This window comes from Roseivirga sp. (assembly GCF_034669765.1).
Lineage (GTDB): Bacteria > Bacteroidota > Bacteroidia > Cytophagales > Cyclobacteriaceae > Roseivirga.
Window position 1 is genome coordinate 418,622 of record NZ_JAXMOQ010000002.1, and the last position, 15,937, is coordinate 434,558.

General features: G+C 40.9%; 13 protein-coding genes. 9 read left to right on the forward strand and 4 right to left on the reverse strand.

Annotated features, from left to right (window positions below; genetic code table 11):
- Positions 1-12: 12 nt before the first annotated feature.
- Genes VOI17_RS04815 through VOI17_RS04825 form a run of 3 tightly spaced genes read right to left on the reverse strand, consistent with a single transcriptional unit; the run spans position 13 to position 2,503 of the window.
- Positions 13-660 (reverse strand): phosphatase PAP2 family protein, encoded by a 648-nt coding sequence (locus tag VOI17_RS04815; protein ID WP_323756110.1) that lies wholly within the window; start codon positions 658-660, stop codon positions 13-15.
- Positions 650-1,318: a tRNA (guanosine(46)-N7)-methyltransferase TrmB gene (trmB, locus tag VOI17_RS04820; RefSeq protein ID WP_323756111.1), complete on the reverse strand. Its 669-nt coding sequence runs from the start codon at positions 1,316-1,318 to the stop codon at positions 650-652. The genes VOI17_RS04815 and trmB overlap by 11 nt, the downstream gene beginning before the upstream one ends.
- Positions 1,319-2,503, reverse strand: a complete 1,185-nt coding sequence (locus VOI17_RS04825) for a folylpolyglutamate synthase/dihydrofolate synthase family protein (protein ID WP_323756112.1) — start codon at positions 2,501-2,503, stop codon at positions 1,319-1,321.
- Positions 2,504-2,694: 191 nt separating this feature from the next.
- Here VOI17_RS04825 and VOI17_RS04830 point away from each other — a divergent pair, with 191 nt between their 5' ends.
- From VOI17_RS04830 to VOI17_RS04845, 4 genes are all read left to right on the forward strand, one after another.
- On the forward strand, positions 2,695-3,345 hold the full coding sequence (locus VOI17_RS04830) for a head GIN domain-containing protein (RefSeq protein ID WP_323756113.1): 651 nt from the start codon (positions 2,695-2,697) through the stop codon (positions 3,343-3,345).
- A 142-nt stretch (positions 3,346-3,487) separates the two neighbouring features.
- Positions 3,488-5,050 (forward strand): FMN-binding glutamate synthase family protein, encoded by a 1,563-nt coding sequence (locus tag VOI17_RS04835; RefSeq protein WP_323756114.1) that lies wholly within the window; start codon positions 3,488-3,490, stop codon positions 5,048-5,050.
- 100 nt (positions 5,051-5,150) lie between these two features.
- Positions 5,151-5,657, forward strand: a complete 507-nt coding sequence (locus VOI17_RS04840; RefSeq protein ID WP_323756115.1) for an energy transducer TonB — start codon at positions 5,151-5,153, stop codon at positions 5,655-5,657.
- 124 nt (positions 5,658-5,781) lie between these two features.
- On the forward strand, positions 5,782-6,762 hold the full coding sequence (locus tag VOI17_RS04845; protein WP_323756116.1) for a GSCFA domain-containing protein: 981 nt from the start codon (positions 5,782-5,784) through the stop codon (positions 6,760-6,762).
- Positions 6,763-7,014: 252 nt separating this feature from the next.
- Here VOI17_RS04845 and VOI17_RS04850 read toward each other — a convergent pair whose 3' ends face one another.
- The gene (locus VOI17_RS04850) at positions 7,015-9,270 is read right to left on the reverse strand and encodes a Tex family protein (protein ID WP_323756117.1); all 2,256 of its coding nucleotides are present in this window, start codon (positions 9,268-9,270) and stop codon (positions 7,015-7,017) included.
- Positions 9,271-9,618: 348 nt separating this feature from the next.
- Between VOI17_RS04850 and VOI17_RS04855 the strand changes: the two genes are divergently transcribed.
- The 5 genes from VOI17_RS04855 to VOI17_RS04875 all read left to right on the forward strand — a co-directional run bounded on the left by VOI17_RS04855 (position 9,619) and on the right by VOI17_RS04875 (position 15,918).
- Positions 9,619-11,181, forward strand: coding sequence for a GmrSD restriction endonuclease domain-containing protein (locus tag VOI17_RS04855; RefSeq protein ID WP_323756118.1), 1,563 nt, complete (start codon positions 9,619-9,621; stop codon positions 11,179-11,181).
- A 192-nt stretch (positions 11,182-11,373) separates the two neighbouring features.
- Positions 11,374-11,883, forward strand: coding sequence for a MepB family protein (locus tag VOI17_RS04860; RefSeq protein ID WP_323756119.1), 510 nt, complete (start codon positions 11,374-11,376; stop codon positions 11,881-11,883).
- Between the two features lie 373 nt (positions 11,884-12,256).
- A complete protein-coding gene (locus VOI17_RS04865; RefSeq protein WP_323756120.1) occupies positions 12,257-14,098 on the forward strand; it encodes a Xaa-Pro dipeptidyl-peptidase in 1,842 nt (613 codons plus the stop codon).
- 476 nt (positions 14,099-14,574) lie between these two features.
- Positions 14,575-15,234: a hypothetical protein gene (locus VOI17_RS04870; RefSeq protein ID WP_323756121.1), complete on the forward strand. Its 660-nt coding sequence runs from the start codon at positions 14,575-14,577 to the stop codon at positions 15,232-15,234.
- A gap of 171 nt (positions 15,235-15,405) precedes the next feature.
- Positions 15,406-15,918, forward strand: coding sequence for a hypothetical protein (locus VOI17_RS04875; RefSeq protein ID WP_323756122.1), 513 nt, complete (start codon positions 15,406-15,408; stop codon positions 15,916-15,918).
- Positions 15,919-15,937 lie beyond the last annotated feature (19 nt).

Sequence of the window (15,937 nt, forward strand, 5' to 3'; positions counted from 1 at the left end):
CGTTCAACTCAATTATTTCTTCTTCAATAAACCGTTTTGGAGCTTCGGTCTATCGGTATAAGGCTTCATAATGTACCATGCTAAGAGTGCAGCCAAAACTCCAAAAACACTTCCGATGTAAATGTCTCTAAGGAAATGTTGGAGAATATAAACCCTTGATATTCCGACCAATACAGCCGCTATAAAGAACGATACATTCAAAGTTTTATTCTTGCAAATACTAATCAGCACAAAGGCCAAAGTAAAAGCCGAAGCGGTATGCCCAGAAGGAAAACTATCAAAACCACGAACGTTCACTCCATCTACAAAATTGAGGTGATCGAGTTGCTCAGCAAAGAAGGTTTTGGGTCTTGGTTCGCCCGCAAATAGCCACTGCTTAAAAATATGAACAAAGACTGTTTGTAGCGCAATGGCAATCAGCATGTAGTAGAACCGATACAGGTTTGTCAATAGGAAATACAAAGCCACAATGCCCAGTAAAACCCCATCCCCTACGTGCGTCCAATATCTAAAAAAGAAATCACCAAAAGTAGTGTGCCTGTCATTTAGCCACAGCACAAAATCGCCATGGTTGGTTAAAAACATTAAAACACTAAAAGCCAATACATAAGCCAGTACCAACCACTGCATTCCTTTATCTATGAATGGTCTATTTTCCATGGTTGAATCTGAATTTCATGTATTTAATATTTTCACCAAGATCATAAAATTTCTCCTCAAACTTAGTTTTAATACCGTAATGATCATTCATGTATTCTGAATCATACAAATTACGAGTGTATTCCAAATCAATGATATCATTTCGCTCACTTAATAGCTCAAGCGTATAATCAAAAAGTGGTGAATTGTCTGTTTTAAAGAACACTTGACCCTTTTCCGTAAGTAATTCCTTGTAATACTCGAGGTAACGAGGTGATGTAAGTCTTCTTTTGGCATCGCCATCTCTTCTGAAAGGATCAGGAAAAGTAATCCAGATGGTTTCTACTTCGTTTGGCGCAAAAAAGCTTTCAATGCTCTGAATTTGAGCCCTCAGAAACCCCACATTGGTGAGGTTTTCTTCTATCGCTTGAGTGCTGCCCACCCACAATCGGTCTCCTTTCACATCAACCCCCACAAAATTTCTGTTGGGATAAACCCTGGCCAAACCAGTCGTATATTCTCCTCTTCCGCAGCCCATTTCAATAGTAATCGGCTGCTCATTTTTGAAGTATAACTTGTTCCAGTTTCCTCTTAGTTGGGTGTAAAGTGCCTTGTAATCTTCTAGAACATTCTCACGCTCTTTTAACTCTTCAAACCTTTTCTGCTTTTGTCTCGACATTTATAACGCTTCTATTTCGGCCACCACAAAGGTACTACCTCCAATATAAATCATGTCATTTTTCGTGGCTTTTGACTTGGCCAAAGCAATTGCTTCATTTACGTCCTGTACAAAGTCTGCTTTTAGGTGAAATGGCATTGTCAATTCCTGAATTCGTTCCAACTTCATGGCCCTCGGAACTTTGGCTTCGCAGAAAATGAATTCAGCCTGAGCAGGCAAACGTGGAATCAAGGTGTCAAGCTTTTTATCGTTGACAAAGCCCAAAACCATATAGAGTTTTTTAAAAGAATAAGATTCTATTTGTGGAATGATATAGTCAAAGGCTTCCTTATTGTGCCCCGTGTCGCAAACGGTTAATGGCGCTTCAGCAAGAATTTGCCACCTGCCCTTTAGCCCTGTTTGAGTTCTTACATTGGCCAGTCCATTCTTCAAGGCTTCTTCGGAAATCTTCCAGCCCTTATTTCTTAACACATTGACAGCTGCCAGTACGCCTTTGATGTTTTTGGCTTGGTAGATTCCAGGCAAATCAAGTGAGTAATGTGCTGTATTCAAGGGCTCCTGATCAGCAAATATCAACTCGGAATTCATTGCTTTGGCCTTCTCAGTAAAAACTGAACTTGTTTCATTTTGGGACTCTCCTATCACCACAGGGATATTTGATTTTATAACTCCAGCCTTCTCAAAGGCAATTTCTTGCAAGGTATTGCCCAGCATATCCATGTGATCGAAGCCAATGTTGGTGATTAATGAAAGTTCTGGAGTAATGATATTTGTCGAGTCCAACCTTCCACCCAAACCTACTTCGATAATGGCAATGTCTACTTGCGCTTCGGCAAAGTAATCGAAAGCCATGGCCACCGTCATTTCGAAAAATGAAGGATGAATTTCGTCTATGGTAGGTTGAATTCTTGCTACAAAATCAACCACATTCTGCTCGGGAATTGGCAGTCCGTTGATTCTGATTCTTTCCGTAAAACTCTTGAGATGCGGACTGGTATAGAGCCCTACCTTATAGCCAGCCGATTGAAAAACAGAAGCCAACATGTGAGAAGAACTTCCCTTACCATTGGTGCCAGCCACATGAATAGACTTAAACTTATACTGAGGGTTGTTAACAGCCTCACAAAGTTTTAAAGTATTGGTGAGGTCTTTCTTAAAAGCCACGTTCCCTACCCTCTGATACATGGGTAAAGATGAAAACAAATAGTCGAGGGTCTGTTGATAGTTCACTGCGCGAAGATAGTGTTTCGCTCATTATTTGCCGCTAAAATCAAACGGCTTAATGCATCATTTCATTTCCCACAAAAAATATTGACTCTCCCTACGTGTGTTCTTAACATCAACCGTCATAAGGATACAACAACAAACTCAAAAACATGAAACAGCAACACTTACTCTTAATGCCTTTTGCAATTTTAGCCCTGTCGGGTTGTTCTCTAGATGACATTACAGGAAATGGCCTCATCATTACCGAATCTCGCGTGGTGGATGATTTCCACTCTGTCAAGCTCCAAATTGACGCTGACGTTTACTTATTACAAGACGATGAGCAAACGTTGAGAATAGAAACATACGAAAATCTAATGGCCATAGTAGATACCTATGTGAGTAATGGTGAGCTTATTATTAAAAGCAATCACAACATAAGAAAGGCCAGAAGACTGAAAGTTTACATCTCGGCTCCTGACTTCCAAAACATTACTTTGACTGGATCAGGGGACATTAATAGTGAGAACTGTATGGATTTGGACCACTTGAATCTGAAAATCAGCGGCTCTGGCAAAATTGACATTTGCGGAACGGTAGATTCATTGACCGCTTCAATTTCGGGCTCAGGCGATATCAATTCTTATGGCCTAAATGCCAAAGTAGTTGACGTTAACCTATCTGGTTCTGGAAAGATTAAAGTAACGGCCATAGATAACCTTGCCATCAGAATTTCTGGATCGGGCGATGTCTATTATAAAGGAGACCCGCTAGTTGATTCTAAAATATCAGGTTCAGGCAGAGTTATCCGTACTTATTAAACATTACAGAGGGGATTAAGAAGCCCCTCTTTTTTATCCTCAAAAAACCCAGATTCCCTTTCACCTGAATAAAAGACCTACTTATAAATTTAAATGCTGGCAAAGAAATACTACTTTGATCAAAATCCACTTAATTGTGATTATGGAGTCAATTCAATCGTTTCTAGCAGCGGTTCCTTGGTGGGGCTGGGTTTTGTTTTTCTTATTCATCCTTTTCCTAAGGGATATTATTCAGCGAAAGCACACCATCACGCATAACTTTCCAATCATCGGACATATTCGATATATGCTGGAAAAAATTGGCCCAGAGCTCCGACAATATATAGTGGCGAATAACCGCGAGGAACTTCCCTTTAACAGAAGTCAGCGCACATGGGTTTATGCCTCTTCAAAAAGGCAGAACAACTATACGGGATTTGGTTCAGACCAAGATCAGGCCTCCCCTGGCTTTGTGTTTATTAACCCAACCATGCTTCCGTATAATCCTCCGCCTAATCACCCGAGCAAAACTCAGATAGATTTAATTCCATGTGCCAAAGTAATGGGGTTATACAATAAGAGAAAAAGGCCATTTAGGCCTAAGTCCATTGTAAATATTTCAGCGATGAGTTTTGGTTCCTTATCTGCCAAAGCCATTGAGTCATTGAACAAAGGCGCTAAAAAAGCAGGCTGTTATCATAATACTGGTGAAGGCTCTCTTTCGTATCATCACCAACATGGGGCTGATATTGTTTTCCAGTTTGGTACTGGTTACTTCGGTGTTAGAACCCCTGAAGGCAATTTCGACATGGACAAAATGGTAAAGTTGGTGAACGACCATCAGTACATCAGGGCCATAGAAGTGAAACTTTCTCAAGGTGCCAAGCCTGGGAAAGGAGGCGTTTTGCCCGCTTCCAAAATCACTAAAGAAATTTCCGAAATCAGACACGTCCCGATGGGACAGGATGTGATTTCCCCAGCAAGTCATACGGCCTTTACGAATATTCCAGAGTTACTGGATTTCATTGAAGACATCGCCAACAATACAGGATTGCCTGTTGGCTTTAAATCTGCGGTAGGGAAACTTGACATGTGGGAAGAACTGACCGACTTAATGGTAGAACGTAATATTGGTCCTGATTTTATTACCATAGATGGTGGTGAAGGTGGAACTGGGGCTGCCCCTCCAGCCTTTGCGAATCACGTAGCATTGCCTTTTGTTTTTGCTTTTGCACAGGTGTATCAAATCTTTAAAAGAAAGAACTTGACAGATCGAGTAGTATTTATTGCTTCGGGTAAATTAGGTTTCCCTTCCAGCGCATTAATGGCCTTCAGTATGGGTGCAGACTTAATCAATCTAGCGAGAGAAGCCATGCTTTCCATTGGCTGTATTCAAGCTTTGTCATGCCACACCAATACCTGCCCTGCTGGTGTGGCCACCCAGAAAAAATGGTTACAAGCAGGTATTGATCCCACCATTAAATCAGAGCGCTTTTATAATTATGCTAAAACGCTAAGGAAGGAAATCCTTGAAATTACGCATGCCTGTGGTTATGAGCATCCTTGCCAAATGGAAATGACTGATGTAGATATGAGTATGGGTGATAACAACTACACCACTACCCTGCGCCAGATCTATAATTATGAAAAAGTGCCCGTAGACTTTATCAGCATGGAAAATCTAATGGAATGTGAACATTTGGGTGGTCAAGATGGTAAGGCATAACCCCCTATCGGATTATTCCTCAACAACTTCCGTCAAAAATAACTGAGTTTATTTGCGTTTAACTATTATAATAGTTTAATTCGGATAAAACTTAGTTACTATGAAAAAATCAACATTATTACTTGCTGCGCTGCTATTTGTGGCGTTCTCATGTTCCGATGAAGATATCAGCCTTGAATCCATTGACCAAGTGGGCCAAGTGGTGGGTATCGCTGGAGAACAAAATTCGGATGAGGTTTTTCTTATTGTAGAGGAGCCCCCTACTTTCCCTGGAGGAACGGATGCCTATACCAAGCATCTTTTAACCAATCTTAAATACCCTGAACAAGCTAAAAAAGAAGGCATTGAAGGAAATGTATTTGTGTCCTTTGTAGTGACCAAAGAGGGGAAATTAGAAGACATTAAAGTGGTGAGAGGTATTGGAGCAGGTTGCGATACCGAAGCGGTACGCATGCTCCTAACGTCTCCAGATTGGACCCCAGGAAAACAAAGAGGCAGACTAGTGAATGCCAGAATGAGTCTACGAGTAGCTTTCAAATTATCAGGAAGTGAAACTAAAGTAGACGAAGGATCACAAGCAATCGTAAAAGCACTCTCAAGCTTATAACAACATCTCTTTCTGTCAGAAGAGTGAATGGTCAAGGTCAAAATTCTTGGTCAAGTAAATGGAAGCCGATATACAGGCTTCCATTTTTTATTTTTAGCCAATTCTACATTGGTTATCTTTGGCCATGTTCAGAACCGAATTAAGCCCAAAACCCTCTTCCAATAAAATTCAGTTATCAACCCCATTGATTTCAATAGGTTCCTGCTTTGCAGACAATATTGGGAAGAAACTCTCTCAGCATAAATTCAGAATTCAAAAAAATCCTTTCGGCACTATCTTCAATCCTCTCTCCATTTTTGAGTTGATAGAAATGGCGCTTGATGAAGACCGATTACCAGAAGACAGCTACTTGGTTCGTGATGGCATTCATTTCAACTACAAGGTGCACTCTGAACTTTACGGGAAGTCACATCAACAGCTGGAATCTCACATTAACCGGCAGCGCAACCGACTCACCAAGGCACTAGGCAAACCAACAACGATCATCATCACTTTAGGTACGGCTTGGGTCTATGAAGAGAAAAAGACGCAGATGTTGGTGGCCAACTGCCATAAAACTCCCGCTGCCCAGTTCAATAAAAGGCTATTAAGTTCTGAAGAAATTTCAAGTGCTTTTATGTTGTTGAAAGAACAGCTTCAAGCGCAAAATCCTGAATTGAAGTTTATCCTCACCGTCAGCCCTGTTCGGCATATTAAGGATACTTTAGAACTGAATATGGTCAGTAAAAGCATTCTCCGAATGGCATGCCACCAAGTCAGTACTTATGCCGATGATGTGGATTATTTCCCTGCCTATGAACTCCTAATGGACGATTTGAGGGATTATCGTTTTTATGAAAAGGACATGCTGCACCCCAACGATTTGGCCCAAGAATACATTTGGGGGAAGTTTATGGACGTTTACTTCGATAAAGAAACGAAAGCCTTTATTAAAAGCTGGGACGAAATCCGTAGCGCCATGAAGCACAAGGCATTTCACCCCGAATCTGATGCACATCAGAAATTTCTTCAAAAGACCATTGAAAAGCTAGAGCAGCTTAAGGGGCAGGTAAAGGTGGATAAGGAGCTGACGAAACTTCGTAGTCAGTTAAGGGTTAAGGGTTAAGGGTTAATTGTTAAGGGTTAATTGTTAAGGGTTAATTGTTAAGGGTTAAGGCAAACTTTTTTCAGCAATTTGAGTTCCCAACAACACCTGCTTTTTTCAATATTCTTTACCGATTTCGTTACCCATATTTCCCTAATTAACTATTTAACTAATAACTGATTTCTGATATACTGTTACCCTCATAACTAATTTCCAATAACTAATAACTAACTCAACTGTCTCCCCGCATAACCAATAACTAACACCCCATAACTAACTACCGAACTTCCCCCTCAACGCAGCCAACTTACTCGCCATATCTCCTTCTGACTCTTTTTGAACTTTGGCTTTTGGTTGAGGTTGTGATTTAGGCTTTTCGCTTCTTTTGACCTGAGGTTTTGCTTCACCTTTCATTGATAGCGAAATTCGTTTTCGGCTGGCATCCACTTCGAGTACCGTAACTTCTACGCGTTGCTGAACACTGACGATGTCGGCAGGGTTGCTCACAAAAGTATCGGACAAATGGCTGATGTGCACCAAGCCATCCTGATGCACTCCAATATCTACAAATGCACCAAAATTGGTCACATTGGTCACAATGCCCGGTAATTTCATGCCTGCCCTAAGGTCTTCCATGCTATTGACGCCCTCCATAAAACTGAAGGCTTCGAATTGCTCTCTAGGGTCACGACCCGGCTTGGCCAGTTCGCTTAAAATGTCCTTTAGGGTGGGTAAACCAATTTGTTCGGTAATGTAGTTCTTGAGGTCGATTTGCTTTCTCAGCTCCTCTTTCTGAATAAGGTCGGTAACCGAGCATTTCAAATCCTTCGCCATTTGGTTGACAATGGCATAAGATTCAGGGTGTACTGCACTCTCGTCCAATGGATTGACTGCTCCGCGAATCCGCAAGAAACCAGCCGCTTGCTCAAAGGCTTTTTCACCCAAACGGGTTACATTTTTAATCGACTTTCTGTCTTTAAACGGGCCGTGCTCATTTCTATACTCTACAATATTCTTGGCCAACTGAGGCCCTAAACCCGCCACATAGGTCAGCAGTTGCTCAGAAGCCGTATTGACTTCCACGCCCACGGCATTCACGCAACTCATCACCACATCATCCAATGAATGCTTTAATGCGCCTTGGTCTACATCATGCTGGTATTGCCCTACTCCGATGGATTTCGGGTCAATTTTCACCAATTCAGCCAAAGGATCCATTAGTCTACGACCAATGGATACCGCTCCACGCACGGTAATGTCTTCATTCGGGAATTCATCTCTGGCGATTTGCGAGGCAGAATAAATAGAAGCGCCACTTTCATTTACCATCACCACGGTAATGGATTTAGGAAGCCCTAAGCTATTTACAAAAGTCTCTGATTCACGGCCAGCGGTTCCGTTGCCAATAGCAATCGCTTCAATATTGAATTTCTCTGCCAAATACTTAATGGTCGCACCTGCCTTGGCGGTTTGTCTTTGTGGTTCGTGGGGGTAAATGGCTTCGAAATGAAGCAAACTTCCTTGTTTGTCTAAACAGACCAATTTACAGCCTGTTCTAAAACCCGGATCGATGGCAATTACATTTTTACTACCCAAAGGAGCCGCCATCAACAGTTCTTTCATGTTTTTGGCAAATACATCAATGGCTTCTTCATCCGCTTTCTTCTTGGAAATCATGCGCAATTCCGTTTCCATACTCGGCTGAAGCAAACGCTTATATCCATCTCTAATGGCCAGCTTCACTTGCTCAGCACTTTGTGAGTGGCCTTGGATCAGTTGACGATCCAACAGCTCAATCGCATCGTCTTCTGGCGGAACTGTGTCCAACATGAGGAACATTTCGCTTTCGCCCCTGCGCATGGCCAAAACACGGTGCGAAGGTGCTTTCGCTACGCCTTCTTCCCATTCAAAATAATCTCTGTATTTCTGTGCTTCAACTTCCTTTCCCGGATAAACACGGGCTTTGAAAACGGCTTTCTCTTGGAAAAACCTACGCATTTTGGCCCTCACTTCTGGATCTTCATTCATCCACTCGGCCATAATATCACGAGCACCTTGCAAGGCCTGCTCAATATCTTCTACCTGCTTTTCAGCATCTACAAAGTCAGCGGCTTTGATGTAGGGATCAGCATTGGTTTGCTCAAAAATAAACTTGGCCAAAGGCTCTAGTCCTTTCTCGCGAGCTATCGTGGCCTTCGTTCTGCGCTTTGGTTTATAAGGCAGGTAAATATCTTCTAAACGTGCCATGGTTTCGGCTTCGTTTACTTGTTTATCAAGCTCGTCTGTGAGTTTATCTTGCTCTTTTAACGACTTTAAAACCGCCTCTTTCCTTTTGTCCAGTTCCCGCAGCTGCAACAATCTATCACGAATGTCTGCAATTTGAACTTCATCCAAACTGCCTGTTAATTCCTTTCTATAGCGGGCAATAAAAGGCACTGTTCCTCCTTGGTCGAGAAGGTCTACCGTAGTGGCAACTTGCTTTAGGTTGACTGAAAGTTCTTTGGCGATTCGCTGAAAATGTGCTTGCATGTACTGGTCGTGTTTTAAAGGCAACAAAACTAAACAAAGATGAATTGCGAGAAAGGGTTTGAACCGAAAAGATATAAACAATTCAGAGTTTAGAATTTAAGGGTTCAAAGTTTAGAGTTTAAGGGTTTAAAGTTTAAGTATAGCCCCAAAGAGTTTATACACATATTACTCACAAAGGATTGAAAAAATAAAATCACCATTAGACAATCTAAATATCAAAGTGTAGATTTATAAAGTGAGCGTTAGCCAACAGTTTATCGTCAGCTAACGCTCATATTAATTAAACCATTAGAGATATAACGCTCATAAAAGTGAGCGATACATAACGTTACAAGGCATACTTAAAACATGGCAAAATCTAACTTAGTAAATCTCGATGCTCTTATAAAAAGAGAGGACTTTGGTATCACCGAAGAGGAAGAACATTTTGATAGCTTTGATAAATTATCTTTGAGAGATTTATCGAGAGGAGCTCTAATTGGGCCTAATTTGAGAAAGCCTGATTTTCAGAGAGAAACTAATCATTGGACACCAAGTCAGGTAGTGTCGCTACTTGAAAGCTTCGTTTCAGGGGATCTTATTCCTGCAGTTATTCTATGGAAATCTCCAACTTTCCTCTTTGTAATCGATGGAGGTCACAGGTTAAGTGCAATTAAAGCTTGGATTGAAGATGATTATGGTGATGGTCCTCTTTCTTATGAATATTTTGGACGGGTTATTTCACCTGATCAACAAAGAATGGCTGAAAAAACTAGAAAGCTGGTAGACAAGCATATCGGGAGTTTCAAGCGTTTAGAACAACAAAATGAACAGCTAGATTTAGAAGCAATAGAACGAAAAAGAATAAGTAGAATAATTTCTCGAGGAATACAAGTTCAGTGGGTTAAAGGAGATGCTGATAAAGCAGAGCATTCATTCTTTAAAATTAATACACAAGGAACTCCTTTGGATCCTATTGAAGAGCTTCTACTCAAAAATAGAAATAAGCCAATCCCCATTTCTGCTAGAGCTGTTATACGTGCAGGAACAGGACATAATTACTGGTCATACTTCGAAGATGAGCATAAAACAAAAATAGTTGACTACTCGAAAAAGTTTCATAAGATACTTTTTGAACCAGAATTAAGAAGACCTATTAAAACCCTTGATTTACCCTTAGGTGGATCTAAAGGAATTAGAGACGCGATCCAGATTTTGATCGATTTGATGTTAATATCCAACCGTAATCAACAGGGAATTCCTAAATTAGTTTCAGATCAAGATGATGATGTAACAGGAGAACATACTATTGCTTCTCTTAAGAGATCATTAAAATTAATAAGTAGGATTTCTGGAAACGATGGAGGGAGTTTGGGGCTTCATCCCGCAGTTTATTTTTACGGTCCTTCAGGAAGACATTCCAGAGCTATGTTTCTAGGAATGGCGACACTCTTAGCTAAAAAATTGGTCAATAATGATTCAAGCTTTTTCTCTAAATTCACTACCTCCAGAGAAATGTTGGAGAAAATTCTTATCTCACGTAAAGATTTAATTGCTACAATTCTACAAAAGCATATATCTAGGAAGAGGAATCTGATTTATGCAAAGCTAATCGATGAACTTGTTAAGCTAATTAGTGAAGATATTGAAATAACAGATTCTAAGATTGTAGAGATTACAGAATTAGATGGAAAAATAGTCGTTGGTGATATTGCAAGCACTGAACCACAGTTTAATGATGAAACAAAAAGCAAGACCTTCTTAGACAGAGCACTTGAATCAGCAATAAAGTGTCCAATTTGTAAAGGATTTCTTGACCCTGAAAAATCAGTTTCTTATGACCATATAATAAGACAAAGAGAAAATGGTACAGGTAATTCTGAAAATTGTCAACTAACACATCCTTATTGTAACCAGTCAGTAAAAAACTAAACGCCTTGTAACAGAAGCTAAGCCCAATCGGCTTATTTAGTTGTTTGCAAAGAGTGTCTGAATCCGATACATTTGAGATATTTGAAAGGCTGAGCCGACTGTGCTTAGCTGATCGTTAAAACAATGATTTGGGCATTTTTGGAAAGCAACCATATTATTAATTCCCTAAGTTCAACGTCAATATTCAGTTAAATGCCCAACCCAAACCTCCAAATCATTAAAGACCGTATCTACAAGCCATTGGGTTTTGAACTGACCCATTTCGGCCTTGAAAAGGAAAGTCAAGAATACGGAGCTTGCACATTCCAGCTTAACGGCTTACAGATTGTGAGTAGAAACGCGAAGGTCACCCCTACCAAAGTTGGGCAGTTTGTTACGCTTTGGAAACGACTGAACAATGGCCCAATCCAGCCTTTTGATGCTTCGGACCAGATTGATTTTGTGGTGGTTAATGTGTGTTCTGAAAATCAAATTGGGCAGTTTGTTTTCCCTAAAAAGCTATTGCTAGAAAAAGGCGTTTTCACTACGCCTTCCAAAGAAGGGAAAAGGGCCATTCGGGTATACCCTTTATGGGACAAACCTTTGAGCAAACAAGCCCTCAAAACACAGCAATGGCAATTGGATTACTTCCTATTGATTGATAAGGGCGGTAAAACGGATTTGGAACGCGCCAAAAAGCTGTATTCAAAAGCCTCAACCTAATCTTCATAGAAGCTAAATAAGGGCTCACACTGGTCTTAGCGTCTCGCTGAGACCCCACCTAATATTAAAAAATAGATTGTTATTATCTCTTTCAACCTAAGTAACCGCCCACTAATCTTCGTTTGCAACGAGGATTTAAGCCCACCCCTACTAATAAAATCTAATAAGCTTTGTCTTTTAGTCTTAGCGAGACGCTAAGACTAGTGGAGTATACAACGCGCCAAAAAGCTATATTCAAAAACCTAAATCTACTATACTTCATAGAGGCTAAATAAGGGCTATGGATTTGTCTTATTGACGGGCTTCATCTATCTTCCTGTCATCGTCCCAATACATTGGGCGCATTTGATTCTATTCTACTAAAGAAATGTTTATGAAAAAATCATCGGTACTGAATGTAGCAGCTTGCTTTGCGCTGCTCTTTTTAGGCTTTTTACCAATGGCCAATGCACAAAAGGCCGTTCCTGTATTCGAAAATGGCGAAGCACAGATTGTTCCCGCTTTCAACGATCCTGAAAAATGGATTCGACATGACCTTTGGGTTGAAACAGAATTTGACACGGATGGAGATGGCAAACCAGACCGCATGCATGTCGATGTCACCCGTCCGTTCCAAACCGATACCGAAGGTTTGAAATTGCCGATTGTCTACGAATCGAGCCCTTATTTTGCAGGAACCGCTTCTTTGGCTGACGGTGTATTATGGAACGTGAAACACGAATTGGGTGCCACTCCACCTGCGAGGGTAAACCCTACGGTAACGCGCAGAGGCGAGCGACCAATCATTTCAAATTCTCAGATCAAAACATGGGTGCCGCGCGGCTATATCGTGGTGCATTCTTCCTCTCCGGGCACAGGCCTTTCTCAAGGCTCTCCTACCGTGGGTGGCGACAATGAATCATTAGCGCCCAAAGCGGTGATCGACTGGCTCAACGGAAGAACAAAAGGCTACACCAGCCCAGATGGAAATGAAGAAGTAAAAGCATTTTGGAGCACTGGAAAAGTGGGCATGACGGGTACTTCCTACAATGGAACATTGCCATTGGCTGCCGCTACCACGGGGGTTGAAGGTTTGGAAGCCATCATTCCTATTGCACCGAACACCTCCTACTACCATTATTATAGATCAAATGGTTTGATTAGATCTCCGGGAGGCTATTTAGGCGAAGATATTGATGTGCTTTATGATTTTATACACAGCGGTGATGAATCGAAACGTGCTTATAACAATAAGACCGTAAGAGACACGGAAATGAAGAACGGCATGGACAGAATTACGGGCGATTACAATGACTTTTGGGCAGGCCGTGATTACTTGAATGATATGGGGCCGATGAAGGCTGCACTCTTAATGTCGCACGGTTTTAACGATTGGAATGTAGTGCCTGAGCATAGCTTACGTATTTCTGAAGCCGCCAAGGCAAAAGGCATTCCTACTCAAATATATTACCACCAAGGCGGACATGGTGGGCCTCCCCCAATGAGCATGATGAACCGTTGGTTTACCCGCTATTTACATGGCGTTCAAAATGGAGTGGAAAATGATGCGAAAGCTTGGATTGTCAGAGAAAACGATGCCAATGACAAGCCCACTGCTTATGCCGATTACCCGAATCCAGAAGCCAAACCTGTGCAGTTCTTCTTGTCCAAAGGTGCTCCGAAAGCAGGTGGCATCAGCACAAAACGTTCGGCTAACCAAGGTAAAGAGACTTTGGTAGATAATTATTCTTTCTCGGGCGCCACTTTAGCGCAAGCCGAAGTCACCGAACATAGATTGCTCTACGTTTCTCCAGTACTTACCGCGCCAGTGCATATTTCTGGTACCGTGAAGGTAAATATTAAACTAGCGAGCAGTAAACCAGCCGCTAACCTTTCGGTTTGGTTGGTTTCCTTGCCATGGACAGAAGGTAGAAATTCTAAAATCACCGACAACCTGATTACCCGTGGTTGGGCCGATCCGCAGAACTATAAATCATTAAGAGAAAGCGAGCCTTTGGTACCGGGCAAATTCTATGAAATGTCTTTTGAGTTGCAACCAGACGATCAGATCATTGCCGCTGGACAGCAAATTGGCGTAATGATTATGTCTTCCGACCGTGAGTTTACACTTTGGCCAGCACCAGGCACCGAACTCACCGTTGACTTAGATGGCACTAGCATTTCCATTCCTATTGTAGGCGGAACAGCCGCTTTTGAAAAGGCGGTGAAGAAGTAGTGAGTACGGTGTAATTAGTATTGAGTAAAAAGGATTAAAGCCCGTTTCTTCTGATAGAAGGAACGGGCTTTTTTGTTGAAGATTAGCACATTATTTATTACTAAACGATTAACTTTAAAGTGAGCAATAGCCATTGTTATATGCTATAAGTGCTACAGAACCGAATTTATCGTAGATGCCATTTTCCTGCAAATTCCAACTTAACAACGGAGCAATTTCCGAACAGCAAGAAGTGATACTTGAAGAGTTTATAGACTCAACATTTGGAGACTTTCATCAGAACAATGTGAAAATCGCTAAAGTCCTTGTAAACGGAAGGTCAGCATTTATTTCCTCAACTTGTCCCTGCTTTCCATCATCCAAGAACAAGCAACTTGTGAAAGGAACCAAAATACTAGAATCAACAATAATTGGTTATTTTTCAGCTAATGGAGAAGATATCCCCTATGATAAACCATACGCTAAAATTACATTCGATGAATCCCTCTGAAATAAAAGATTGGCTTGAAGATTTATGGAAGGTTCTTGTCGACTTGAACATTTCAATCAATAATGCAAAACGACTAACGGAAAATAAATATGAACATGAGGAGAAGATAAAAAAGCATGGTTTCATACAGCATCACTGGTATCAACTTCGTTTTATCATAGTAATTCAACTTTCAAAGTTGATTGCAAATAAGAAGAATACACACAAACGGAATTTTTTCTATCTGTGCGATAAGCTTGAATCAACGGATTTTAACGAAACCTTCTTTCAAGAGCTCAACAAGCTTCAGCCTGAAAGATATTTTGAAGCTAACACTACAGAAAAAAGCATTCGGGAAGTGATCAGAAGAACGAGGGAGAAACTAGATTATCATAGTATTCTGATCGAAAAAACTATCAGCGCTAGAAACCAAACCTATGCTCATAATGACCCAATTCCAGGAAAGAAAGTTCCTGTAATGAAAGACTTGGGAACGATGGTTCTGCTTTGCAATGAGATTTACAATGAGATATCAGGCGAACTCTTCAAATCTCATACCGGATTTGAACATACAAACAATTGGGATATCGATTATATTCTAAAAGAGATGAGCACTAGAAGGACACAATTCATAGAACAAATCAACAACAAAAGAAAAAGAATATAACTCCGCCCTTGTTGGTGTTCTTCACCAATAAGCCACCTAAGGATGGAAAACAATATAGTCATCAGAACACCCTCATAGCCTGCACCATTTAGATGATATAAGGATTTTTAATAAATTACATGAGTTATAAGCGTCACAAAAGTGGTGTATACATAACCTTAGGATTCATCCATGCCAGATCAAAGTAACTTCTTATATCGAACGAACTACTTCCAACGTGATTGGACTTGGATAAGAAGGGTCTTTGCAATGATTTTTCTTGGTGGTGGAGCCTTGTTCATTCCATTGGGTGAAGAACTTCAATTCCTGAACCTACTTATAGCTGGACTTGTGATTTTCTATCTCATAGCTAAGCCAAAGGATGACTTGGCAGTGACTAATGAACTCTTACTGCATATTAAAAGATCAGCAATTCAACAATTCACACGCGTTGACAAATACGAAATATCCGAACTGAGCTCTATTCGATGCGGTGGAATACACACTGACGGTTGGGAACTTGTAGACTTTTTCAATGGAGGAAGTAACATGGGAGGACATTATAATACTGTTGAAATGAGCTTTAATGACGGTGGTTCAACTAGTCTAGCGTTAGCAATAGACAGGAAGAAACTGGACACCATTATAAAACTCATTTACGATCTAAAAAAAACGAACGCACAACACAATGTGAAAATGCATTAAAACGCTTGTTACACTAACC

Coding starts and splice junctions, on each gene's coding strand:
- VOI17_RS04850 (WP_323756117.1), bottom strand. CDS start 9,270: ATGCAAGCACATTTTCAGCGAATCGCCAAAGAACTTTCAGTCAACCTA.
- VOI17_RS04865 (WP_323756120.1), top strand. CDS start 12,257: ATGAAAAAATCATCGGTACTGAATGTAGCAGCTTGCTTTGCGCTGCTC.
- VOI17_RS04875 (WP_323756122.1), top strand. CDS start 15,406: ATGCCAGATCAAAGTAACTTCTTATATCGAACGAACTACTTCCAACGT.
- VOI17_RS04815 (WP_323756110.1), bottom strand. CDS start 660: ATGGAAAATAGACCATTCATAGATAAAGGAATGCAGTGGTTGGTACTG.
- VOI17_RS04845 (WP_323756116.1), top strand. CDS start 5,782: ATGTTCAGAACCGAATTAAGCCCAAAACCCTCTTCCAATAAAATTCAG.
- VOI17_RS04870 (WP_323756121.1), top strand. CDS start 14,575: ATGAATCCCTCTGAAATAAAAGATTGGCTTGAAGATTTATGGAAGGTT.
- VOI17_RS04825 (WP_323756112.1), bottom strand. CDS start 2,503: ATGTATCAGAGGGTAGGGAACGTGGCTTTTAAGAAAGACCTCACCAAT.
- trmB (WP_323756111.1), bottom strand. CDS start 1,318: ATGTCGAGACAAAAGCAGAAAAGGTTTGAAGAGTTAAAAGAGCGTGAG.
- VOI17_RS04835 (WP_323756114.1), top strand. CDS start 3,488: ATGGAGTCAATTCAATCGTTTCTAGCAGCGGTTCCTTGGTGGGGCTGG.
- VOI17_RS04840 (WP_323756115.1), top strand. CDS start 5,151: ATGAAAAAATCAACATTATTACTTGCTGCGCTGCTATTTGTGGCGTTC.
- VOI17_RS04855 (WP_323756118.1), top strand. CDS start 9,619: ATGGCAAAATCTAACTTAGTAAATCTCGATGCTCTTATAAAAAGAGAG.
- VOI17_RS04860 (WP_323756119.1), top strand. CDS start 11,374: ATGCCCAACCCAAACCTCCAAATCATTAAAGACCGTATCTACAAGCCA.
- VOI17_RS04830 (WP_323756113.1), top strand. CDS start 2,695: ATGAAACAGCAACACTTACTCTTAATGCCTTTTGCAATTTTAGCCCTG.